Consider the following 24,432-nt stretch of genomic DNA (forward strand, 5'->3'; position numbering starts at 1 on the left):
AACATCGATGTTTACAGCGTTTTTTGTTTTGGCTCTGTATCAAAAAAAATCAAAATAGGTCACGATTTATATGTCCTATTTCGTGTCCCATTCAAAAAATCACAAAAATGGGTCACGAAAAATCAAGGAAAGCCCGACCAATAGGCAGTCTAACGATTGTACATCTTGCAAAAAGTGGTAACAAAAAGTAAATTATTAAACCATTAAAGTTATCACACAATGAACAAAACATTCAACCTGCTATTCTTTATCAAAAAGAACAAGATCAGAACAAACGGAACCGCTCCCATCTACTTACGAATTACGATAGACGGCAAAGCAGCAGACATTGCTGCTAAAAGGTATATCGATCCGAAGAAATGGGATGTTAAAGCACACAAGGCATTGGGTAATTCGCAAGAAGCTAAAACACTGAATCTCTATCTTAAAACTTTGGAACAGAAAGTTTACGATTTCCACTACCTGATGCTGAAAGAAGAAAACTTTGTAACTGCAGAGAGTTTAAAATCTAAACTGCTTGGAACTGATATTGAGCAAAGAATGCTTATTCCGATATTCCAAGAGCATAATGACAAAGTGGAAGCTTTGGTCGGTCAGGATTTTGCTCCAGGAACATTAGAACGTTACAAAACTTCTTTAAAACATACGCAGGAATTCATTAGTTGGAAATACAAAGTTTCTGATATTGACATCACGCAAATCGATCACGGTTTTATCAGTGATTATGATTTCTGGTTGCGCAGTGTGCGTAAATGCGCAAACAATACAGCCGTTAAATACCTCAAAAATTTCAAAAAGATCATTCGTTTGTGTTTGGCGCACGGCTGGATCACGAAAGATCCTTTTCTTGGTTATAAAGCAAAGATCAAAGAGGTGGAGCGTCCATATCTTACCAAAGAAGAAATACAGATGATCTACGAAAAGAAATTTGCATCTGACCGATTGAACCAAGTTCGCGATATCTTTCTTTTCAGCTGCTACACTGGCCTGGCTTATGTGGATGTCAAGCAACTGTCAAAATCTAACATAAACGTCGGAATTGATGGTGATCAATGGATTTTTACCCACCGTCAAAAGACTGATACATCAACCAGAGTTCCTTTATTGCCAGTGGCTCAGGAGCTGGTTTTAAAGTATGAGAACCATCCGCAATGTGTCAATTCGGATGTCCTGTTTCCTGTCCTAAGCAACCAGAAGATGAATTCTTACCTTAAAGAAATTGCGAGTGTATGTGAAATCAATAAGGATTTGACGTTCCATATAGCAAGACATACTTTTGCTACAACTATTACTTTATCCAATGGTGTTCCTATTGAAAGTGTTAGTAAAATGCTGGGGCATACGAACATTAAGACTACTCAGCACTATGCGAAGATTCTGGATAAAAAAGTGAGTGATGATATGGCGGTCTTAAGAGGAAAACTTCATAGTAAAAAAACAAACCGTCTACTGTAAATGGATTTAAAATTTTCAATTTAGTCTAAAAATCCCAACTGAAAAAGCTGTGGTTTTAAAAGAGATTTTTATTTCTAAGCATATTAACATTCATTTCAAACAACTTTACAATTAACTCTTATAAAAAATGCTCTAGGCCTTCTAAACCTTTGTATCTAAAAATTACATTTATATCCAGTAAAATATTAAATCATTGCAATAGTTTTAAACTAAAATATAAAATTACAAAAACATGTAAAATTTTCAAAATAACCAGCTGTTAACATGGTGTTGAGGATATTGAGAATTTTAAAGTATTTTTTTCAAAACTTGTTTGCTATTAAACAAAAATTTAAAATCAATTAACTGAACAGTCACCTCTTGTAATTGTTTATTTTTATGAATAATGATATAGTTTCAATATTTTACGGTTTTCCCTAATAAAAAAAATGTTATTTGATTATATTTGTTAATAAACTTAACAATCAATTGATAATTTCCAGAATTAAAACTTTTAATAATGAATATGAATAATAATATTGTTATCAAAAACTATAAGTGATGCAAATACATGGCATATTCATAGGTATTGATAGATTTCAATCTCCTTCTATTAACTGGCTTTCTTGTGCAAAAAGAGATGCAGTTGCTTTATATTCTTTGTTTTCTGATAATCTTCAGGGAGATTTTCATTTGATGTACGATGAAAATGCTTCAAGAAACTCAATAGAAAACAGAATTAAAGAACTATCAACCTGTTCAGAGGATGATATAGTAATATTTTCTTTTTCTGGACATGGAACAACAACGCACGAATTAGTAACCTACGATACAAACATTAATGATATAGGCTCAACCACTATATCATTGGATACTTTGGCAGGATGGTTTAAAAACATTCCTGCAAAGCAATTGATATGTATCATTGATTGTTGTTTTTCTGGAGGAATGGGGACTAAAGCTTTGGAAGTAAATTTTGCTTCGAGGGAATTAAGATCGGGAGAAGATCTGATAAAGCAGTTTTCAGGGAGTGGTCGGGTTATCCTAACAGCTTCTAAAGCTACTGAACCAGCGTGGGAAAACGGAAAACTTGGTCATGGTTTATTAACTTACCACCTTCTCGAAGCATTACAAGGTGCCGATGAAGTAAGAAAAGACAATAAAATAGGCATCTATCGTCTGTTGGAATATGTCACGTCAAGCGTAAAAAATTCAGCAGGACAATTAGGCGCTGAACAGAATCCGATGCTTTTGGGGCAAATAATAGAAGAGATCAGTTTTCCTATATTCAAACCTGGAAAATTATATAAAGAAGCCTTTCCTGAAAGAAATTTTGCATTGGCAGATTCAAATATCGATTCTCTATTAGGGTTTGGATTTCCAGTTGGTATCTTGAATGTGTGGAAGTCAAAAATACCCTCTCTAAATCAATTACAAGTAGATGCGATTAATGATTATGGCATTCTGGATGGTAGCCACCTTATAGTATCTGCCCCTACTTCTTCAGGTAAAACAATGGTAGGAGAGCTTGCTGCTATATATGGAGTTACACAAAGAAAAAGAGCTGTATTTCTTCTTCCGTTAAAAGCATTAGTAAATGACAAATTAAGGCATTTTAATGAAATGTACGGCTCATTTGATATCAAAACAATCAAAGCAACAGGCGAAAGTAGTACAGATGATATAACTCCATTGATGAAGGGGCAATATGATGTTTGTTTAATGACCTACGAAAAATTCTCCGCCATTGTCTTGGCTAATCCATATATACTTAATCAGATAGGCACTATCGTTGTTGATGAGGCTCAAATGATTGCAGATAAAAACAGGGGTGTAAACCTAGAGTTTCTACTCACACTATTGAAGCTCAAGCGTAAAGAAGATATTGAACCTCAAATTATTGCTTTATCAGCAGTTATCGGTGATTTGAACGGATTGGAGAGATGGTTAGGAGGACGTTTATTGCTGCACACAGAAAGACCAGTTCCTTTAAATGAGGGTATTATAAAGTCTAATGGTGATTTTAGATATATTGAATCTGACACTGGTGAGGAAAAAACGATAAATCTAATGACGCCGCAATTTAGAAAAGGTTCGGGTCAAGACATTATTATTCCGTTAGTTCAAAAACTGGTAAACGAAGGTAAAAATGTAATCGTTTTTCGAGAAACGAAGTCAGAGGCACAGGCTTGTGCGATGTACCTTGCCAATAATTTAGAGTTAGCACCTGCGTCTGAGACCATAAAGTTATTACCTCAAAGAGATCCGTCAACCGCAACTCAGAAATTAAGGCAAGTATTAAACAAAGGTATTGCTTTTCATATTTCCGATCTTGATCCGGACGAGCGATCTGTTATCGAAGATCAGTTCAGAAATAAAGAGTCTGGCTTACGAGTTATAGCAGCAACAACAACTTTAGCAATGGGTGTCAATACTCCTACAGAAGCAGTAATTATTTCAGGTTTGACACATCCTGGAAATGTTCCCTATTCCATTTCAGAGTATAAAAATATTATTGGTCGAGCTGGGCGTTTAGGATTTGCCGAGAGGGGATACTCCTTCTTAGTTGCACTAACGTCTATAGCCGAACATACTTATTGGCAGGATTACATTTTAGGAAAACCGGAAGACATGCAATCCAATTTTGTTTCAAAAGATACAGATTGCAGATCTTTAGTGCTGAGAGTGCTTTCTGCGTCCAAATCTCAAATAGGTATGAGTCAGGAGAATATTATTGGATTCCTGACAGAAAGTTTTGGAGCTTATCAAGAGAAAATAAAATATGACGGCTGGGATTGGAATCAAAATGACATTATCAATGCATTGACTGAGTTGACACATCATCAACTGATAAAAATGAATAGCGATGGTTATTTTCAGACAACTCTAATTGGCAAAATAGTTGGAGATTCGGGTATTGAGGTTGAATCTATTATTCGTATTATTAGTGTATTGAAACAAATCCCTTCAAGTCAACTTTCGAGTCCGGTGTTATTAGGCATTACTCAGCTTTCTAAAGAATTGGAGCAAGTATATATGCCCATAAATCGGAAAGGAATTTTTAAGGAATCCCAAACATGGTTAAATGCCGTTCACGCTCAAGGAATACCTACACAATTAGTAAACGCATTTTCAAATCATTCAAAAGATCAAATAGATACAACATTAAAATATAAAAAAACCATTTCTTGTCTGCTTTGGATTACAGACAAACAACTTGCTGAGATCGAAGCTACATTGATGCAACACTATTTTGATAAATCTTCAGCTGGGGCAATACGAGCTGTAGTTGCCAGAACTTGTGATATTTTACCTATAGTCACCAGCATAGCAGAGATATTACACCCAGAACTGAACTTGAGTGATAAAGTCTTAAAACTACTTTTGAGATTAGAATTGGGTATTCCATCTTCAATCAGAGAATTAGCTGAAGTTTTAGGTAGAACATTGAACCGGGGAGAATACCTTGAACTATCAAAAAGAGGAATTAGTAGTATAGATCAGTTTGTTAATGCTGATGAACAAGTTTTATTAAGCGTTCTTTCTCTTGATAAAATCGAAGAAGCAAAATTTAAAATTGAACAAAACATACAGGTACAATCGGAAATATCAGCATTACCCGAGATTCCATTGTATGAAGAATAGAGACTACATAATAAAGTGATAATTATATAACTATGCCATTTAACCTAATTGATACTGATTGTTCAGATTTAGTAATAGACTATGAATATGAAATAGCGAATAAGGATTTGTTAGCAGAATACGTAGGTGAATTAGTTCTCGGACATTATTTCCACATACTAAATATTATCAACTCACTTTCTTCATCTTCATCGACACCATCAAATAGAATTATAGATTTTGCGATTGAGAAACTTAACGTTACAGAAGATGTAAATGTGATTCATAGAGATGGTTGGTTATTTCAAATGATTTCATGGTTGGTTTTAGCTCATAGAAATTTGGGAAGTAATTATCACACCCAGCATCCTCATTTTGCTCCTGCTCAGCATGGAATTGATGGCTTAAGCATTGTTTTAAAACCAGATAACACAATCGATAAAATAATAATAACTGAAGATAAGTGTACTGCAAATCCCAGAGATACTATTAGAGAACAAGTTTTTCCAGAGTTTAAAGGTTTCGAAGATGGTAAAAAGGATTCTGCGTTGATTAGTGTTTTATCAAGTCTAATTGCACATTTAGATGCAGGAGCTGTTTTTCAAAGCGTACAAAATGATATTTATAATACTGATTTGAGAATGTATAGAATAGGTATTACTAGAGAAGATTCTCACCAATCTCTTAGAGGAAGGCGTAGATTGTTTAAGAATTACGATGACTATGTTTCAGGACCGACTAGTTCTAGAAGAAGCGGTGCAACGATATATCTTGATGATATGAGAAATTGGATGCAGGACTTTTCAGATAAGGTTGTCAATTATTTAGAATCCAAAAAGTCTTAAAATGTATAATAGTGCTACAGAACAAAAAATAAAAGATATACCGACGATTGGAGATATTGATATTGATAGACTTCCTCAAGACTTAACAAGAATCTATGCTCAAATAGTCAGTTTAAGACGTCAGGTTGTTGATGGGACAATTAATTTTCAAGATGAGGATCTTGTTTCGGGTTTAACTCTTCTTAGAAAGTTAGCAAATAATCTGGAGACCATATTGCTAACCTTCCCTCAACACGAGCAGAAAGAGTCAGTCGCCTTTGTGGCAGGTACTGCGAATAATCTTATCCATAAGATGGGATTAATTAATGAACAAAATGAGGCTCTTTTAGAGGTAGATTCAATATCGTCCTATATCGCAGCAACAGTTCTTTTTTTAATTGGTAATAGTCAAGCCGATGCTGCTGAAACAGCTATTTCTATCACAGAAATACACAGCGAAAACTTAGTACAACAGCGATTAATTTCCTGTATAATTTCTTTAGCGACTGGAAAACTATCAAAAATAGCGGATAGTAATTTTAATGAAGATGAGGTTATACAAGAAGACTTTCAGCAGACAGCGTTGAATTATTTATGGCGAGAACTTGGACTTGGTATCATAAATATAGCTAAAAGACTAGTTGGCCAATTTAACGATGAACAACAAAACCATTTCGATAGAGTAATTGAACTTTCCATATCAGCCCCGGATATTTTTGACCAGAGGAACATTTTTTCAGGACCTTATCGTCTTGCAAAATTACTAAAAATACTGGAAGAGGATATTTTTAATAGAGCCGTCATTGACATTCCACCACCAACGGGTGTAGATCCCCACTCTTGGTACGATTTCCTATCAAAGTTGGCTAAAGACCGTCCCTATTTGTGGGAAAATCATAAAGATGCTGTAGAAACTGACTTCCTGACCCCTGGTATATCAGCAGTTCTAACACTTCCTACGGGAGCTGGTAAATCCACTTTATCCGAATTGAAAATAGCATCATGTCTTTATTCTGGAAGAAGAGTAATCTATTTGGTTCCTACGCACGCTTTAGAAGATCAGGTCAATAGAAATTTAAGAAAATTATTTGATGAATTTGAACCTATCAATATTAAATTTGGTGGTGAATATACAGATTTTGAGGAAATAGAGAGTTTTCCAATTCTAGTTATGACTCCTGAACGATGCTTAACTTTTCTAAATATTAATCCCGAGTTTTTTGATAGTGTTGGACTGGTAATTTTCGATGAGTTTCACCTAATACATGGCACGGATATTAAAAAAGATAGAAGGTCGATTGATGCAATGTATTGTCTATTATCAGTGTTTACATTGGCTTCTCATGCTGATTATCTTCTCATATCTGCAATGGTTGAAAACGGAGATGAAATAGCTTCTTGGGTAAAACAAATTACAAAAAAAGAGTGCAAGGTTTTTAATTCAACATGGAAACCAACTCGTCAACTACATGGGTGCTTAGTATTCGATGAAGATAAAATTTTAAATTTAAATAGAAAAATTCAACAACAAAGAAAGAATGCTGTTACTAAAGCTCCACCTGCAAAACTTAGAAGAGAATTAATTATTGATGCTTTATGCTTTTTTAGTTTAAAAAATGTTTGGGAAACTGATAATAACGATGATTATTTTAGATCCCAAGTTCTTAGTCATAGTGTGTTTTTGGGAATTAATAATTGGTGGCAACTAACAAGCAATAGAAATAATGTTGCTGCAATGCTTGCAATACATTTTTCTAATTTAGGTCTCAAAACACTTGTCTTCGTTGATGATCCAAGAATAACTAATTCAACTTCACGCACTATTGCTGAAGCTCTTAATGATAGAGAAAATAGTTATGATGAATATATTCATCGTAACCAAGATTTAATAGAAAGTATTCGTATTGAATTGGGAGATTTTAAACATTCATTTTTTACTGACTGTAAAAATGTAGGAGTACATCATGGTTTATTATTACCGTTAGAAAGAACTTTAATTGAAAATTATTTTAAATCTACGAATGGTGCGATTGCACTTGTTGCAACAGCAACATTAGCTCAAGGCATTAATTTACCTGCAGAAATCGTTATTATTGCTGGTGATGATCGTTTCGATGAAGATGGAGAAAATAGACAAAGGGTAAATCCTCACGAATTATTAAATGCTGCTGGAAGAGCTGGAAGGGCTGGTCTTTCTTCGCAGGGAGCGGTAATATTAATTCCAGGAGATATAGTTACAATCAAAGACTCTACAATTTCCGATAGGTGGTGGGATTTAAAAAACGAAGTATTTTCGAAAGGTGATCAATGTCTTAAGATTGAAGACCCACTGGAATATTTTTTAGATACAATGCAAGAAAATAATGAAGATTTGACTGTTGACCAAAAAAATATTTTATATAGGTTTAAGCCCGAGAATATTTCACATATTGATACTAAAAATTTGTTAAATAAATCGTTTTATGCTTATAAAGCAGCAAATAATGGTAAAAGTGAACAATTTAATATGCAAGTTCGAAGACTATTAGACAGAATTAATGAATTATATAATTTATCTGAAGAATATTTATGGCAAAAAGAAATTGGAATTAAGACTGGAGTTGAACCATTAATAATTTATGAGTTAGGAAATGCGATTGAACAACGAGGAATAGAAAATCTACTTTCAAAATCTATTACTGAACTCATTGATTGGTTTTTTGAGTGGATAAGTACTAACGAAGTTTTTATCGAAAAAATATTTACCAAAAAGTCTACAATAGATCAAATAAAGAAATCAATTGGTTTGAAATCAGAAAGTTCAGTTTCAGATGTACTTTCTAAAATCGGAATATTAGCAGATATCCTAAAATACTATGTTCAAGGAATTCCTTTAAATGAGTTAAATGATAAAATTCCTGATGTCAGTCGAGCAGATAATACGGGCTATTTAGTCAAGGCCAGAAACTTTGTTAATCGACTTGCTCCCGAGCTAAGTTTTGGTTTTGGATTGTTATCAATGGTTCTTACAGAAAAAGCTAATCAAGAGGAGGGGAAACAAAATATCCCTTGGGATATTAGAGTATTAGCGAGTTGTATAAGAGAAGGCTTTGATTATTCATTAAAATTATTTTATAAGAAAAATAACAAATTATTAATGCGTGTTGAGACTCATTTGTTATATAATAATGAATTTAAATAATTAGTTGTTTGTTATATTGATTAACTTTCAGGTTGTTTTTTAAACATATTTTAGAATAAATGACCCCTAATCATATAGTTATGTTTTTTCATAAAAGACAATAAATTAAAATTTGTACAGATTTTACATTTAATTGACAACATTACATTACATATTTTCATTTATTAATCTAATTTCCTCTTCTAAGTCCAATTTGCTGTCAAAGTTTATTTTTAAATTCATACCTATATTATAATAAATTACATTCGAATGTGTTATAACTTCAGGGAATTCATTCATTATATTCAAACATATTTTTTGCATAATCATCAAACAAACTTTTTTTTCATTTAAAGAATCTGGAATTAAGTATTCATAAACTTCATTATTCGGATTATTAAAAAATGATTTCTTATTTGCTCTAAAATTATGTGCGAGAATGTCATTTCTGAATTTTTCTAAATCTTTCCATTTACTAATTCGTTTAATTCCGTATTGATTGATATTTCGCACTTTTCTTATCGATTCAGCATACTTTTTATCAAAATTACTTTCATTGAAGTTTTTATATTCATCTAAAAATGACTTGAATTGTATTAAACAATGATTTGATAAAATTGCTCTTGAAGCCATTGAAAATCCAGGTTCATTATAAAAATTTTCATCAAATTCTATTTTACTTAATTCCGAATGGTTTTTTATACATTCCTCAATACAGAGAATTGTTAATTTTATTTGCGTGAAAAGAAAAGATAAGGATTTATAAATTTCAATTAAACGATCCATTTCTTATAAAATTGCTAATAAGATTTCTGGCTATGCTAAATGTGTAAATAGAAAATACCAACTTTCATTAAGATTAATCTGGAATATTTATACCTTTTGCACTTTCAAATTCTTTGAAGAATTTTTCTAATGAATAACGCTCGTGGCGTAGTATATTATAAATTGTAGACATTGGAATATTATACCCTTCTTCTAATTTCAACTTTGAGATTGTTGATGAAGTGATTCCACACATTTTTGCATATTTATTTTGTGTTATTACCTTACCGTCTTGGTCACGATATTCACGTAGAAATTTACTTTCAATAAAATTACACAAGTGCTTATTAACAAGTGTATTTTTTGTATTCAAAACTTCTTTATTTTGCATTTCATAATAATCTTTATCAAAAGAAAAGATTAAAAAGAAAAATACCGTTCGCTATAGCGAACGATTTAAAAATTTTTATTATATTTGTAAAATAAATTACTGAAACGTAATTTTGCGATACTTCAACGAAATATTAGAAGCTATTGCTTAGAATCTCAATTCGAAAACTGGTAATTTTATGACACGAGACGATAAGCAGAAAGCTCACGACCTAGGCGTGGGCTCTCTTATCTGTGTCAAAGGTATACCAGTGCCCCGAATTGGATAATGTAGAGTTCCACGCCGTTTTATTTTCCTATGTAGTCCGCTATCTCTACAATTCTCTAAGCTGCTTTTACAAAATACAGTATCAGATTAGGACAGATACAATGGCAGCGCAACCATTGTGGCTTTACAGCTTTCACGGGACACATTTTCATTCATATTAATTTTTGGCTTGTATGGGCAGGGAGCTTCGTGAGAAAGACTTCCAAGGCTTCCTCCTATGCGGTCATAAAACCTAACAACAACGATTGAAAAATAAAAGGATAGACTTTGAGGCCCGATTTTGGTCCGGCAGCAGGAAGCATTCCGGGGTAAAACTTATTGAATCCTTCTTCCATTTTAATGACCTGGTCACCGCCAAACAGATGCTCAACAAGATTATGATCTATGCCGGGAAAAAGAAAACGGCGATCAATGAGGATTCGTCGAAGATTTTCCATTTTCATCAGGCCTTACGATCCTTCGTGCGGGCGTGCTATGCTATCAGGCTGAAGGAAGAGAAATGGTCGATTACCATACCTCCTGAGAATCGTTCATCATTAATTCAGGCTTCCCTTTCGGATGAGGAATATCTAAACCCAACCCTGGTATTTAGAAAGGCTTTTGCAGAATACAGCATCAAAGATTTCGACTATCATATAGCCATTGCAGTCTATTTCTCAATGGGTGTATTTAAAAATGCTGGCGAGAGTAACCTTGTCAATACTTATATCTATCTCACGAAAATGCTGGATGCGGCACACCTTATCCTCGAAAGAAGAATCCAAAAGAATCAATAACCATTAAGAGTAAAAATCAGAGAATGGAAAACAGTACATAGAACTTACACCATTAAAATAAGAAAGCCCTTTCCGCAAGAGTTTGGCGACCAAACGGAAAGAGCATAATCAGTGATTAATAATTATTAAAAACCTATTCAAAAGTATGAAAAATATCTTTTGCAGGGGAATCCTGTCCCTTGTTTTTACCCTAGTAGCAGCCAGCACATCCTTTGCCCAGAACAAGTCTGTTAAAGTCGGAGAACCTCTACCCGAAAATTTCTGGACAACCTCTCTTTCCGTGGTCAACCACTCACAGAAAACGTTAAATCTTTTACAGGATAAAAGCAAATTAATTCTAATAGACTTCTGGAACACCTGGTGCAGTGCCTGCCTGATGAATCTCCCGAAAATCACTTCTTTGCAGCAGAAGTTCGGGGACAGGATCAGGATACTCCCGGTAAGCAACCAGGATAAGCCGGAACTGGATAAATTCTCTGCGTCCCAAAACGGAAGGAAGTTTAATACACTAACCTCCGTTTATAACGATTCCTATTTCCATCAGCTTTTTCCACACGCCGGCGTCCCCTTTATCATCTGGATCAAAGATGGAAGGCTACTCAGTACAACCGATGCCACGCAGCTCACCGAAGAAACTATCAATGAGATTCTCGATGGAAAGCAATCTTCATTGCAAACCATTATCCAGATGGACAGAAAACGTCCCTTGATGCTTTCCAAGGATTATGACCGTCAGAAGAATATCCAGCTTCTCAATTATTCGTTCTTTGCCAAAGGCTCCATTCCCGACATTGGCTCCGGCGGAACATTCCGAACCACACCATCAGGAACGATCAATGGAAGACAATTTACCAACCTTCCTCTTTGGGATATGTATTATGCTATCGGTTTTGAATTGTTCAGACATAATTCTCAAGAATCCTTTACAGGTAAACGAATGCTCATTGAGGTTAAAGACCCCAAAAGTTTGATGCTTCAACAAAAAGCAGATGGTTCCAATGATACCTCTAATCTTTATAACTACGAATTCATTATTCCCGAAAGTAAGGCTGATGCGCTTTATCAATATATGCTGGAAGATATCAACCGCTATTCGGATTATAGGGTAACGCTGGAAAAGAGACCTGTACAATGCCTGGTGCTGGTAAGAACAAGTCAGAAGGACAAAATGGCGAGCAAAGGCGGAGAAAAACGTTCCACCTTTCCACGGACACCATCCATCCTCAGAAACGCACCGCTTAGGAATATGATCAATATGCTGAATGGGGAAATTCCCATTAAAGAAATCTTTGTCGATGAAACCGGCTATACCGGAAATGTAGATCTGGAAGTCTCCGGCATCAAGGATATCCCGACCCTCAGGAGAGAACTTCAAAAATATGATCTGGATCTGATCCCGGCAGAGCGAAACCTATTGATGATGGTCATTAAAGATAATCAATAATGAAAATTATCTGTCATCTATCCAGCGTCAAACAAATTGGATCATTGATCTACTTGATTCTAAGGTTAACATTTAAATATTTCATTGAATTATCAACAACTCAAAACTATATCCAACTATGAAGAAATTATTAATGCTTCCCGCCATCTGCTTTGCCTTGCCCATAATGGCGCAGCAGATAATTACGGGAAGCGTAATTGATGAAACAACCCGATTGCCGGTGAAAGGCGTGACGGTAGCCATACAAAATACAAAAACTGCTACCACAACAGACCAAAACGGGAAATTCAGCCTCAGTACAGAAGAAAAAAGAATCAGCCTTGTTATTCTTGGAAAAGGCTATGAGGAAAAGGTGTTTTCTTTGGAACTCCCACTTTCAGAACCTTTGAGGATTTACTTATCGGAAAAAGTGGCACAGATTGATGAGGTGGTGCTAACTACCGGGTACCAGAAAATACCAAAAGAACGTTCCACAGGTTCGTTCTCCTCCGTGGGTAAGACCGCCCTGAACACACAGGTTTCCACCAATATTCTTGACCGTTTGGCTGCCACCGCCAACGGCATTGTTATCAGCCGTGGGACTTCACAGGGAACGCCGCAGATTATGGTCAGAGGACTCAGTACGATTCAGGGACCTAAAGCTCCCCTGATCGTTGTGGACAATTTTCCATACGAAGGCGACATCAGCAATATCAACCCCAATATTGTTGAGAACATCACCATCCTTAAAGATGCGGCAGCTGCGAGCATCTGGGGAGCCCGGGCAGCCAACGGGGTCATCGTCATTACTACTAAAACATCAAAATACAATCAGCCGATAACAGTGGACTTCAATACCTTTCTCACAACAAGCCCCAAACCGGATCTGAATTACCTCAAAGCGATCTCCAGCGCAGATTTTATCGATGTCGAACAGGAACTTTTTAAAAAGAACTTTTATAATACGGACATCAATTCATCAAGCCATCCGGTCCTTTCTCCGGTTGTAGATCTTCTCAACAAGGAAAAGAAAGGCCTCCTTTCTCACGAAGCAGTCCAGCGGGAGATCGAACGGCTCAAAGGCATCGATTCCCGTAACCAGTTCAAAAAGTATATGTATCAGCCATTGGAGAACAGGCAGTATTCACTGAGTATGTCGGGAGGTGCACCCCAGTTTTCGTGGACATCCTCATTGGGCTACGATGACAATACCGGAAACCTCGGTGAGAACTACCAGCGGATGAACCTGCGTTTCCAGAACAACTGGCAACCTCTGAAGAATCTGACCCTGAACACCGGAATCTTCTTTACCCATTCAGCTACCAAAAACGGCAGAAGTGCCTACGGAAGCATCATTATGAAGACCAATGCGGTTCCCTATATGGAAATGGCGGATGCCAACGGTAATGCGCTTATTGTCTCAAAATCTTTTGAACAGAGCTACAAATCGGGATTGGGCAATGGGAAATTACTGGACTGGAACTACTATCCGCTGACCGACTGGCAGCATTTCTCAGGAACAGGCAGAAGCTCGGAGGTCATCCTCAATGCGGGACTGAACTACAAGATCCTGAAGGGACTGGATGCTGATCTGAAATACCAGTACCAGAGAACTACCGGTATATCCAACAGTCTTTATGATGAAGAAAGCTACTATGTCAGGGATTATGTCAATCGCTTCACAGTCATCAATTCCAACGGCAGCCTTACCTATAACGTTCCGAAAGGCAGCATACTGGATAAAACGACCTCACAACTGCTCATCAACAATTTCCGTGGCCAGCTGAATTTCAACAGAGGGTTTGGAAAACATCAGGTCTCAGCCATTGCCGGCGGAGAGGTCCGGGACGCCAATTCCCAGTCTGCCAATACCAGATATTATGGCTATGATCCGAATAATCTTTCATTCGGCACCGTCGACTTTAAAAATAAATACCCGCTGATCACAGGCGGTACTTCTTTCATTGATAACCTTAATGCCTTGCGGGAGACCAATAACCGATTCGTCTCCGTATATGCCAATGCGGCCTACACCTTCGATAACCGCTATACCATTTCAGGAAGTGCCAGAAGAGATGCCAGCAACCTGTTCGGGCTGAAGACCAATGACCAGTGGAATCCGTTCTGGTCGGCAGGACTGTCCTGGAATGTCTCTAACGAAAAGTTCTATCCTTTCAGCTGGCTCCCTGAACTAAAATTAAGGGGTTCTTATGGCTATAATGGTAATATTAACCCTGCAATGGTTGCTGTAACCACAATGGCCCTACTCGGCGTTTCCACCTACACCCAAGAGCAGATGGCCAGGTTTGACAACTATTACAATCCACAGCTTCGATGGGAAACGGTAAGGATGATCAATGCAGGACTGGATTTTGCGACCCGCAACAATAGGATCTCCGGCTCTGTAGAATATTTCCGTAAAAAAGGAGAAAACCTCTTCGGACAGGTTCCGCTGGATTATACGATAGGCTTAACCAGCCTGATATGGAATGTGGCAGGTATTGAAGGGAACGGTGTTGATGTGGAATTAAGGACCATCAACATCAATAAAGCATTCCGTTGGCAAACCACGGCTAATTTCAGCACTTACAAGGACAAGGTGACGAAATACTATCCGAGCAGCACCATTGCAAGGAACTTTGTGCTTTCCAGCGTTCCTATTTCGGGGATTGAAGGATTGCCGGTCTATTCCATATTCGCTTATCGCTGGGCAGGGCTTGATCCTCAGAATGGTGACCCCAGAGGTTATCTGAATGGTGAGGTCAGTAAGGATTACGCCAAGATGATGGGCGCTGATGTGAAAGATCTGCAATATTTCGGTTCTGCGATTCCTACGGTGTATGGTTCGTTTACCAATACTTTTTCTTATAAACAATTTACGCTGGATGTAGGAGTTACTTACAAACTGGGATATTATTTCAGAAGGCCTTCGATCAATTACACCAGTCTTTTTAAGGATTGGGTTGGACACAGCGATTATGCTTTACGGTGGCAGAAACCCGGGGATGAAGCGTTTACCGATGTCCCTTCCAACCAGTACCAGACCAACTCCAACCGTGATGCCTTTTATGCAGGTTCGGCGGCTCTTATCGAAAAGGGTGACCACATCCGTCTGCAGTACATCAATCTGGGGTATGAGATCAGCAAAAAGCAGTGGCAGCAGATGCCGCTTAAAGCCTTACAGCTTTATGCCAATATCAGCAACCTGGGAATCCTATGGCAGGAAAGCAAAAGCGGGATCGATCCGGATTTTAATCTGGGCAGCTACGTGGTAAAGCCTCCTGTGATGTACACTTTAGGACTAAAAGCTAAATTTTAAATATGGAATGAAAAAAGTTAGATATGAAAACGATTAACACAATTAAAATAATAAAAACACTCTTTAAATCATCACTACTAATACCGTTAATACTATCCGTTTTGAGTTGTAGTGATTTTTTAGATGAAAAATCAGACCTTAAGCTGGCTACGCCTGATAAGCTGGAAGACAACCAGATGCTGCTCAACAATTATGGTTTTCTGAATGTGGATTTTGCATCCAGTGGTGAAACGAGTTCGGATGACTATTACCTGACGGATGCTGATTATAACGCATTAAGCTTTGAGGCCTCCAAACGGCTTTATACCTGGATGCCGGATTATGTGGCCACTCCGGTTTCCTCCGGAAATGACTGGTCAGCCTGTTACCGAAGCATCTATGTATGTAATGCCGTACTTTTCAATATGAAGGATAAAAACTACACCGGTGAACAGGCTGATAACATCAGAGGACAGGCGTTGGCATTGCGTGCATTCCGCTACCTGGATGCTGCGCAGATCTGGTGTAAGGCTTATAATCCTCAAACCGCAGGAACAGACTTGGGACTTCCGCTCAGATTAGATCCGGATATGAATATTCCGTCAGTCCGGTCAACGGTTAAGCAGACCTACGAGCAGATCATCAGTGACCTTCAGACGGCCATTCCATTACTATTGCCAAAGCAGATTTCCGGAATGCGGATTTCAAAAGCAGCGGCTTATGGTCTATTGGCCCGTACCTATCTTTTTATGGGAGATTATGAGAAAGCGCTCAGCAATACGGAAGCGGCACTAAACATCAACAGCGAGCTGATGGATTTTAATTCCCTGAATCCTAATTTAGATTATCCTGTTGCTGAAATGAACAAAGAGGTCCTGCTCTGGGCAGCGATGAAATACGAATATCATCTGATTCCGGCCAAAATTCCTGACCACATTTATCAGATGTACGATAATAATGATCTACGGAAAACCGTATTTTCAGGAAGAATGCAGCGAACGAGGTGCTATTTAAAGCGTATTACAATAATGCCAATGGTCCGCTCGTAAGTGTGGCCACTGATGAGTTGTATTTGATGGCAGCTGAATGTAAGGTAAGAATGAATAAAATTCAGGAAGGTATCGGTTATCTTAATGCCTTGCTTGTCAAGAGGTGGAAAACAGGAGCCTTTGTTCCGATAACAGCCAATTCACAGGCACAGGCTTTGGATATTGTTCTGAAAGAACGGCGGAAAGAGCTTTTGATCCGTGGACTCCGGTGGCCAGACCTCAAACGGTATAATCGGGACGGAGCTAATATTACGTTGACAAGAACAGTGAAAGGGCAAACTTATACTTTACCACCGAACGACCCTCGCTATGCGATCGCTATTCCGGAAGATATTATAACTCTGAGCGGAATGCCACAGAATCCAAGATAAACAAAACAGGGCTGGAATTTTCCAGCCCTGCATTGTTAAAAAATGATCAGTTACGGTCTTCTTTCACTTGGGTTAATCGCAAGAACCTGGGCATTGGTCAGCCCATCGATCACATCACTCAGGCTGCTTCCTTCCGGAACGGTCATCGAACAAGGTCTGTTTCCTGAAGTAATACAAGATGGGCTTGTTCCTTCCTGCCAGTTGGCGACTTCAGCGAATGCACCTTCTGACACATCACTGCTGTTGTAAAAGTACTGTTTGTCAGCAGACTTTTTCTCCATCACTTTAAAGGACATTACAGCCCCAGAGAATATCACGGCAGCAATGGCTACCGCATTGGCTTTCAAAATTTGATTAAGTTTCATAATTCCGGTCTTTTTATACATCAAAAAAGATTACCATAAAAACTTTAGAAACCTGCGTGAGAAGTAAGACTGAGTAGGTTAAGTCATTTAATTAAATCGATAGATTTACAAATCTTATCGCACCAAAATATCCTATTCTACATATTCTCAAACAAATTGTTGTTAATAAAATCATTTTAGAATTTCGGGTTGTTAAACAGCTTTCGGCTGTCTAATTTTAAGGTTGAACATTAATTACAAATTCAGTCATAATTGTCCGTAAATACGGTAACATAATTATTCAGCAGGCCTGCTGTATTTTAGATTTAAACTTAAAGCGATGATAGAAAGAATGACACAGCCAACATTGAAATACAGATGCTGGTTCCAACTCATTTTCTCCAAAATTCCGCCGCAGGAGCAAGGGAGATTTTTACTTGTACTTAATAGTTTAGCAATATATCCAGTAAAGATGAGCATCAAAAAAAGGCTTCCTATCAGTCCAATTGTTCTGGTTTTCCGGTAGCATAACAATCCTGCAATCAGAAACTCAACAATAATCAAAATATAAGGCAGGAATTGCGATGATCCATTCAACAATGGTGATGCTGAAATCTGCTCCCGGAACTTTTCAAAATCCGTTAACTTACTGATACCAGCGTAACAAAATAGCAGGATAAAAAAGTAGCTGATGAATTCTACGATTCTTGTGTTCGACTTTTTCATAATCATTATTAGTTTTTAAATTTTTCTTCCAGTTTATTTGCCTTGAATTCTGAAGACTAAATTACAGTGAATGCAACGTTACTAAAAGAAATCGTGGGAACGATTTATATTTTAGAAGGAACAAATGATACATTTTTACCACTGTTTTTATTTTTAAATAACTGAAAATAAAATATTTGTGTCGTTTTCGTGATTTCTATCAAGGCATTGGCTCATACAAGTGATTTTAAAAAGATTTTTCCGGTAAATTTGAGTATATCTTATCGCTATGAATTATCATCATAAGATTTTACTGCTGATTTTCAATCTATTGTCCTTCTTTATGATGGCGCAGGATTTAGAAAAACTGACATACAAGACGATTTCAGACTTGTATGAGGGTTATCCTGAAAATGATGAAAGAGCAATGGTCTTTGTAAACCGCTATATCGAAAAAGCCAAAAGAGAGCGTTGCCTTAATAAGCAAATCATCGGTTATGAAGAAGCCATCTTTTATACTAAAAATGTAAACCGCAAATTATCTTACGCTGACAGTGCCATTTCTGTGGCATTACAAGCAAAAGTCCCTGATGTCATCTCAAGGTCTTACCTCGGAAAAGGAATTATTTACTATTACAACAAAAGACAGTATAAGAAAGCTTTGGAACAATACCTTAAAGCTTATCAATGGTCTCAAAATTCAGACAACGGTTATCAGAAAAATAAGGTTGTCTATCACCTCGGAATGGTAAAAAGTTATCTGGGTGACTACGAGGAAGCGTCCAGACATTTTAGAAATACAACGAGATATTTTGAGGAACGTCTGAAAGAAAATCTTAGTCCAAACACCAGGCTGAATAATGAAGCGGGATATTTTAACAGCATTTATCGGCTTAGCACCTGTTATAGAAATTTAGGGTTGTACGGTCAGGAAGATTCGTTGGTTGATATGGGTTTGCAAAAACTGGAAAATATCAATAACCATCTATTGGAATACGGCTATTTGCAAACAGGAAAAGGCCTACAGCTTTTGAGAAAAGGAGATAAAAATGAAGCCTTAAAACATTTAAAACTATCCCGTGATATTTTGCTTAATAATCAGGATTACGGTTCGTTGACAATGGTTTACTATTATCTAGGAAAAGCATATTGGCTCCAAGAAAACAGGACGGAATCTTTGTGTTACCTGAATAAAGTAGATTCTATGATTCATAAATTCCATTTCATAAGTCCGGAGATCCGCTCGAATTATCAGTATCTTCTTGATGATGCAAAACAGAATGGTAATGTTGACGGGCAATTATATTATATTGACCAGCTGTTGAAAATGGATTCAATTCTCATTGCTGATTTTCCAATGATGGCATCAAAAATCTATCACGAATATGACAGGATTCCATTATTACAGGACAAACAATTGTTGAAAAAGAAAAATCATAATATTAACCTATTGAATATTGCTGCGGCTGTAACGATCACTATTATGTTCTTTATTCTACTGGCTTACCGGCGGCGGATGAAAAAGAAAAGGATTGATATTAAGTATTATGAATTGCTGGAGAGAATGAGAAATCAAGATGGTTTTGTTGGGGCAGTTCCCATTCCTTCCAGTAAAAAAGAGCATTTCAGTCCGGAAGTTATAGAAGATATCAAAGTTAAACTTAAAAATTTTGAAGAGCAGAAACAGTTTCTTACCAAAAATCTCACTTTACCAAAGGTTGCCAAAATGTTTGGCAGAAACCATTCCCAATTGTCTTACGTACTTAACGAGCATCTGAAAATGTCTTTCACACAGTATCTAAAAATATTAAGAATCAAGTATATAACTAATATTCTGCTAGAAGACAAGAACTATCTCAAATACAATATTCACGTTTTAGCTGATCAATGTGGAATGTCTAACAGACAGTCCTTCTCCGCACACTTTCTCGAAATCAACGGGATGAGACCGACCGAATTTATAAAGAAGAGATTGAAGGAGATTGAAGAGATTTGATTATTGTTTAAATTTGATAGCTGATCGCTAATTATTAGAATATGTTAAGAAGCCTGGGAGTTTTTTCGGATTTTGAAGTTCAATTATTTAATCAAAATATTGAGACTAAAATCGTTGAAAAGAATGAAGTTTTACTTTCTGAAGGTGAAATTTCAAAATCTATTTTCTTTATTAAAACCGGAGCTCTTTTTCAAGTCCAAAAGATTGATGATGGAGAAAAAATTATTGATCTGAATATTCAGAATGATTGGGTTTTTAATTTTGATAGTTTGACAAATCAAATTCCTTCTAATACAATCATAAAGGCATTTACTAGATCTGAAGTTGTAGAGCTAAAGTTGGAAAACTTACATAAGTTGATTTCAATTTCTCAAAACTTTTTGCAACTCAACAAGATCTTCAATTCTTTGTCTGCTAAAATCCATATTTATGACAGCAATCTGAATCCGACTGAAAAGTATAATTACCTTCTTAGCAATAAACCTCAGATCATAAAAATTTTCCCTTTGAATATGATTGCTTCTTATCTGAAAATGCGCCAGGAAACTCTGAGCCGGGTAAGAGCCAATGTGATTTTTTGATTTCAGTCAAGTGTTGCTTCGAGATTAATTATAGAAATTTGAAAGAAAAAAAATGATCACTGATATTATTGCAAAATTGCCGATGAGGCAAAAAGAATTGACTTCAGATTTTTATAAAAAATTAGGCTTCACCGTTTTCGGAAATGAATTTGATCATTACTTAATGCTACAGAAAGATAATCTGCAATTGCATTTTTTTGAATTTAAGGATCTTGTTCCGGGCGAAAATTATGGACAGATCTATATCCGTACAACATCCATCGAAAACCTGTACAATAGTTTCATCGAAAATAAAGTTCCAATACATCCCAATGGACATTTAGCGGAAAAACCTTGGGCACAAAAAGAATTTTCTATTCTTGACCCTGATAATAATTTGATAACTTTTGGAGAAACATTGAATTAAAAAGTTTTACAACATTCATTATGCGAATAGCTTTTAGAGGTACCTGATACTTTCAAATTGGACTTCAAAAATTCTATTGAAATTCTAAACGAGGGAATCAGAAAATACGCCAAAAATAAATCTCTATCCTACTGATAGAAAAGTTTCAGATTATAAATTCAATGCCCTTACTTTAGCTTACAAACTTCGTAGGATGGTGTCTTTTTGAAGTATCTTTAATAAAAATGTGTAAATTTAGCAGATTAAACAGCATTTCTTCACTTAAAAAATGATAGGATTCTATTTATAAATATTCTTCAAAAAAAATAATAAGGTAATTTATTAGTATGAAAATTTTTAAAAACGTAACGTATGGATTTATTCTAACCGTGTTATCAGCACCTTCGCAAATGGTTGCACAATCCTCAAAAGTTTTGGATAAAATGAGAATTGATGCTTTGGAATCTGAAAACCGTAGCATATCATTTACCAATAAAGAGGCAGCATATTATTATATGCAATCCCACGTTACAAATCATCCTGAATATGCTTGGTTTGAAGGAATGAATGTTTCCAAAAACAGAATTTTTCAGGGATACGACCTTTATTCAGACGGGGAAAAATTAAATAACAGTGGCTCTAAGGTTGAAGTTTATCCCTATAAAATGTTTCGTCAGTATCAAGTTGGCTTGAAAGAAGAACTATGGATGTTTGATAATAAAAATATTATTGAAGTCTCTTTATCAGGAGAAGCAAAATCAATTGGCATAGAGTTGAAAGGAAATGATATTTCTATTATAAACAAAACTCCATCAATCTCTTATTTCAAATCAATGGCAAAAGACTATATTATTGGCGTGAGTGCCAAAATGCCGGTAAACATTGATGTAAAAGGGAATTTTATAGTTTCTGACAGTAAGTCCCAGGGGTTCTTTATTGCCGTTGGAAAAAATATCGAGGAAGTTTCTTCATTAATTCAGGAAACAAGAAAAAATAATCTTAGACTTAAAGAAGAACGGATCACACGAATGGAAAATCTTCTGACGAAGAATGTGTTTATTTCATCCGTTGACCCTGAATTGTCCTTGGCTTTGAACTGGCTGGAAATCACTATGGACCAGTTGGTTACCAAACAGCAGGGTTACGGTATTTATGCAGGGCTTCCATGGTTTAACGAATATTGGGGACGGGATGAGTTTATTTCATTTCCTGGAGCTGTATTGGTTACTGGACAATTTGATATTGCAAAAAAAATCCTTCTCTCGTTTGCAAAATATCAGGACATCAATCCAAGCTCAAAATTTTTTGGAAGAGTACCTAATATTGTCAATCCTCAAAATATAGATTATCATACCACTGACGGAACGCCTCGCTTTATCATAGAACTTCAGGACTACGTAAAATATTCGGGAGATACTTCCATCATTAAGGAGCTATATTCAAATATCAAGAACAGTATTGAGGGTCCGATGAAATATTGGATGGATGAACGTGGTTATCTCCTCCACGAAGACAATGAAACCTGGATGGATGCCCGTGACCAGAATCTAGTATCCTATTCTCCAAGAGGAAGCCGGGCGAATGATATACAGGCACTTTGGTATAAGCAGCTTTTGGCAGGAGTTTACTTTGCAGATTATATGAGAGATGAATCAAGTAGTCAAAAATGGAAAGCTATTGCTTTGAAAGTAAGAAATAATTTTGAGAAAGATTTTACTAGCCCAGCGTACCCATTTATTGCAGATCGCCTTACAAAAGACGGAAAACAGGATTTTTCTCTGAGACCCAACCAACTCTTTGCCTTGGATATGATAGAAAACGCTGAAACAAGAAGCAAAAGTCTTGACAAGGTTTGGCGAGAACTTGTCTATCCTTGGGGTGTAGCAACTTTAAACAAGCAAGACATATTATTTCATCCTTTCCATAGAACAAAAGATTATCATAAAGATGCAGCATATCATAATGGTACTATTTGGACTTGGCTAAACGGAATGGCAATGCAAAGAATGTTAGAGGCTGAAAAACCGGAAGTAGCTTACCAGCTTTTTAAAAATGTAAATCAAATGGCACTTACCAAAGGGGTAGTAGGAGGTTTAAGCGAAAATCTGGATGCTTTTCCGCACAAGGGACAAAATTTCCCGGTACTTACCGGAACCTATCTTCAGGCTTGGTCGAATGCAGAACAGCTTCGTATCTGGTATCAGTATTTTTTGGGTATCAGACCTGATATGATCAGTGGCAGATTACATTTGTCACCAAGATTACCAAACGAGATAAAAGGCTTAACATACAGTTTTATTATAGGTAATTATTTATATCGTGCCAACTATTCAGAGGACGGGAAGACCAAAATATACTCATACAATTTGGGAGATAAACCATTGAATATTACAATCGACATTTTCCCTTATGAGAAAAAAGAGATAGTATCCGTACCAAATGGAATTTTAACAATGACAGATAATGGAGAAAATTTACAAATAACTCTAACTGATACGAGAGGAAAATCCTTAAAACACATTACTGCTGAAAAGTCTAAGCAACGTACTGACTATATTAATCAATATTTTGGGGAATTGACAAATGTCCCTTTCGCATCGCCGGACGAGCTAGAGAACCATAAAACAATAAAAGATGTATCACAATAATATTTTAGTCAGACATTACCACAGAACGTCACAAGCTGCCACATTCTTGAACCCTTCTCAGAAACTTTAACTTCAAGCCCGAACATTAAAAATTAATAATACAGAAAAGCAGAAGATATTATTAGGCTTGCCAAGATGGTAGCTTTTATGTGGACTATCACTATTCTTTTTAGTACTGATGCAGTTTTTTGTTCTGCTACGGTTTCTTTTTATATGTGGTTGAACGTTGTTAGTAATCAAATGATTTAAGTGTTTCGACCGGACATCGGGCTTATTTTAAGAGTAATGTATAAACAACTTTGACGAAGAGATTGCACCGTAGACATTTATGTGAAAATCGTTCCCATTCAAGATCATTTCTGGCATTATTTTATCAACACTAATGATAAAG

The 24,432-nt window shown here is 36.4% G+C and carries 17 protein-coding genes; 13 read left to right on the forward strand and 4 right to left on the reverse strand.

Annotation, left to right across the window (positions count from 1 at the left end):
• Positions 1-219 precede the first annotated feature (219 nt).
• The 4 genes from BMW64_RS04465 (at position 220) to BMW64_RS04480 (ending at position 9,063) form a co-directional block, all read left to right on the forward strand.
• Positions 220-1,455 carry a site-specific integrase gene (locus BMW64_RS04465; RefSeq protein ID WP_089998733.1) on the forward strand — a complete coding sequence of 412 codons (1,236 nt, stop codon included), beginning with the start codon at positions 220-222 and terminating at the stop codon, positions 1,453-1,455.
• 540 nt (positions 1,456-1,995) lie between these two features.
• Entirely contained in the window at positions 1,996-5,079 is a 3,084-nt protein-coding gene (locus tag BMW64_RS04470) for a DEAD/DEAH box helicase (RefSeq protein ID WP_089998734.1), read from the forward strand.
• Between the two features lie 32 nt (positions 5,080-5,111).
• Positions 5,112-5,903 carry a hypothetical protein gene (locus BMW64_RS04475; RefSeq protein ID WP_089998735.1) on the forward strand — a complete coding sequence of 264 codons (792 nt, stop codon included), beginning with the start codon at positions 5,112-5,114 and terminating at the stop codon, positions 5,901-5,903.
• A gap of 1 nt (position 5,904) precedes the next feature.
• Positions 5,905-9,063, forward strand: coding sequence for a DEAD/DEAH box helicase (locus BMW64_RS04480; RefSeq protein WP_089998737.1), 3,159 nt, complete (start codon positions 5,905-5,907; stop codon positions 9,061-9,063).
• 147 nt (positions 9,064-9,210) lie between these two features.
• Here BMW64_RS04480 and BMW64_RS04485 read toward each other — a convergent pair whose 3' ends face one another.
• On the reverse strand, positions 9,211-9,828 hold the full coding sequence (locus BMW64_RS04485; RefSeq protein ID WP_089998738.1) for a hypothetical protein: 618 nt from the start codon (positions 9,826-9,828) through the stop codon (positions 9,211-9,213).
• Positions 9,829-9,901: 73 nt separating this feature from the next.
• A complete protein-coding gene (locus BMW64_RS04490) occupies positions 9,902-10,198 on the reverse strand; it encodes a helix-turn-helix domain-containing protein (protein ID WP_089998739.1) in 297 nt (98 codons plus the stop codon).
• A gap of 512 nt (positions 10,199-10,710) precedes the next feature.
• On the opposite strand from BMW64_RS04490, the gene BMW64_RS04495 reads away from it, so the two are divergent.
• The 5 genes from BMW64_RS04495 to BMW64_RS04515 all read left to right on the forward strand — a co-directional run bounded on the left by BMW64_RS04495 (position 10,711) and on the right by BMW64_RS04515 (position 17,382).
• Entirely contained in the window at positions 10,711-11,241 is a 531-nt protein-coding gene (locus BMW64_RS04495; protein WP_143052639.1) for a hypothetical protein, read from the forward strand.
• A 145-nt stretch (positions 11,242-11,386) separates the two neighbouring features.
• Positions 11,387-12,685 (forward strand): TlpA family protein disulfide reductase, encoded by a 1,299-nt coding sequence (locus BMW64_RS04500; RefSeq protein ID WP_089998742.1) that lies wholly within the window; start codon positions 11,387-11,389, stop codon positions 12,683-12,685.
• A gap of 118 nt (positions 12,686-12,803) precedes the next feature.
• Complete coding sequence (locus BMW64_RS04505; protein WP_089998743.1) at positions 12,804-15,983, forward strand: SusC/RagA family TonB-linked outer membrane protein; 3,180 nt, start codon at positions 12,804-12,806, stop codon at positions 15,981-15,983.
• Between the two features lie 101 nt (positions 15,984-16,084).
• Positions 16,085-17,011, forward strand: a complete 927-nt coding sequence (locus BMW64_RS04510) for a RagB/SusD family nutrient uptake outer membrane protein (RefSeq protein WP_177175235.1) — start codon at positions 16,085-16,087, stop codon at positions 17,009-17,011.
• 26 nt (positions 17,012-17,037) lie between these two features.
• Positions 17,038-17,382, forward strand: coding sequence for a RagB/SusD family nutrient uptake outer membrane protein (locus BMW64_RS04515; protein ID WP_143052640.1), 345 nt, complete (start codon positions 17,038-17,040; stop codon positions 17,380-17,382).
• Positions 17,383-17,432: 50 nt separating this feature from the next.
• On the opposite strand, the gene BMW64_RS04520 is transcribed toward BMW64_RS04515, so the two are convergent.
• The gene (locus BMW64_RS04520) at positions 17,433-17,747 is read right to left on the reverse strand and encodes a hypothetical protein (protein WP_143052641.1); all 315 of its coding nucleotides are present in this window, start codon (positions 17,745-17,747) and stop codon (positions 17,433-17,435) included.
• Positions 17,748-18,023: 276 nt separating this feature from the next.
• Complete coding sequence (locus BMW64_RS04525; RefSeq protein ID WP_089998748.1) at positions 18,024-18,452, reverse strand: MauE/DoxX family redox-associated membrane protein; 429 nt, start codon at positions 18,450-18,452, stop codon at positions 18,024-18,026.
• A gap of 268 nt (positions 18,453-18,720) precedes the next feature.
• Here BMW64_RS04525 and BMW64_RS04530 point away from each other — a divergent pair, with 268 nt between their 5' ends.
• The 4 genes from BMW64_RS04530 (at position 18,721) to BMW64_RS04545 (ending at position 24,041) form a co-directional block, all read left to right on the forward strand.
• Positions 18,721-20,427, forward strand: a complete 1,707-nt coding sequence (locus BMW64_RS04530) for a helix-turn-helix domain-containing protein (RefSeq protein WP_089998750.1) — start codon at positions 18,721-18,723, stop codon at positions 20,425-20,427.
• 41 nt (positions 20,428-20,468) lie between these two features.
• On the forward strand, positions 20,469-21,008 hold the full coding sequence (locus tag BMW64_RS04535) for a Crp/Fnr family transcriptional regulator (protein WP_089998751.1): 540 nt from the start codon (positions 20,469-20,471) through the stop codon (positions 21,006-21,008).
• 52 nt (positions 21,009-21,060) lie between these two features.
• A complete protein-coding gene (locus tag BMW64_RS04540; protein WP_089998752.1) occupies positions 21,061-21,414 on the forward strand; it encodes a bleomycin resistance protein in 354 nt (117 codons plus the stop codon).
• A gap of 326 nt (positions 21,415-21,740) precedes the next feature.
• The gene (locus tag BMW64_RS04545) at positions 21,741-24,041 is read left to right on the forward strand and encodes an amylo-alpha-1,6-glucosidase (RefSeq protein ID WP_089998754.1); all 2,301 of its coding nucleotides are present in this window, start codon (positions 21,741-21,743) and stop codon (positions 24,039-24,041) included.
• The last annotated feature ends 391 nt before the right edge of the window (positions 24,042-24,432 follow it).

Origin of the sequence: Chryseobacterium taichungense (assembly GCF_900109935.1) — a bacterium.
Taxonomy (GTDB): domain Bacteria; phylum Bacteroidota; class Bacteroidia; order Flavobacteriales; family Weeksellaceae; genus Chryseobacterium; species Chryseobacterium taichungense.

Excerpts from the sequence above, each read along its gene's own strand:
- BMW64_RS04480 (WP_089998737.1), top strand. The coding sequence starts at position 5,905 with ATGTATAATAGTGCTACAGAACAAAAAATAAAAGATATACCGACGATT.
- BMW64_RS04520 (WP_143052641.1), bottom strand. The coding sequence starts at position 17,747 with ATGAAACTTAATCAAATTTTGAAAGCCAATGCGGTAGCCATTGCTGCC.
- BMW64_RS04505 (WP_089998743.1), top strand. The coding sequence starts at position 12,804 with ATGAAGAAATTATTAATGCTTCCCGCCATCTGCTTTGCCTTGCCCATA.
- BMW64_RS04515 (WP_143052640.1), top strand. The coding sequence starts at position 17,038 with ATGGCAGCTGAATGTAAGGTAAGAATGAATAAAATTCAGGAAGGTATC.
- BMW64_RS04470 (WP_089998734.1), top strand. The coding sequence starts at position 1,996 with ATGCAAATACATGGCATATTCATAGGTATTGATAGATTTCAATCTCCT.
- BMW64_RS04525 (WP_089998748.1), bottom strand. The coding sequence starts at position 18,452 with ATGAAAAAGTCGAACACAAGAATCGTAGAATTCATCAGCTACTTTTTT.
- BMW64_RS04485 (WP_089998738.1), bottom strand. The coding sequence starts at position 9,828 with ATGGATCGTTTAATTGAAATTTATAAATCCTTATCTTTTCTTTTCACG.
- BMW64_RS04535 (WP_089998751.1), top strand. The coding sequence starts at position 20,469 with ATGTTAAGAAGCCTGGGAGTTTTTTCGGATTTTGAAGTTCAATTATTT.
- BMW64_RS04540 (WP_089998752.1), top strand. The coding sequence starts at position 21,061 with ATGATCACTGATATTATTGCAAAATTGCCGATGAGGCAAAAAGAATTG.
- BMW64_RS04500 (WP_089998742.1), top strand. The coding sequence starts at position 11,387 with ATGAAAAATATCTTTTGCAGGGGAATCCTGTCCCTTGTTTTTACCCTA.
- BMW64_RS04465 (WP_089998733.1), top strand. The coding sequence starts at position 220 with ATGAACAAAACATTCAACCTGCTATTCTTTATCAAAAAGAACAAGATC.
- BMW64_RS04475 (WP_089998735.1), top strand. The coding sequence starts at position 5,112 with ATGCCATTTAACCTAATTGATACTGATTGTTCAGATTTAGTAATAGAC.
- BMW64_RS04490 (WP_089998739.1), bottom strand. The coding sequence starts at position 10,198 with ATGCAAAATAAAGAAGTTTTGAATACAAAAAATACACTTGTTAATAAG.
- BMW64_RS04545 (WP_089998754.1), top strand. The coding sequence starts at position 21,741 with ATGAAAATTTTTAAAAACGTAACGTATGGATTTATTCTAACCGTGTTA.
- BMW64_RS04530 (WP_089998750.1), top strand. The coding sequence starts at position 18,721 with ATGAATTATCATCATAAGATTTTACTGCTGATTTTCAATCTATTGTCC.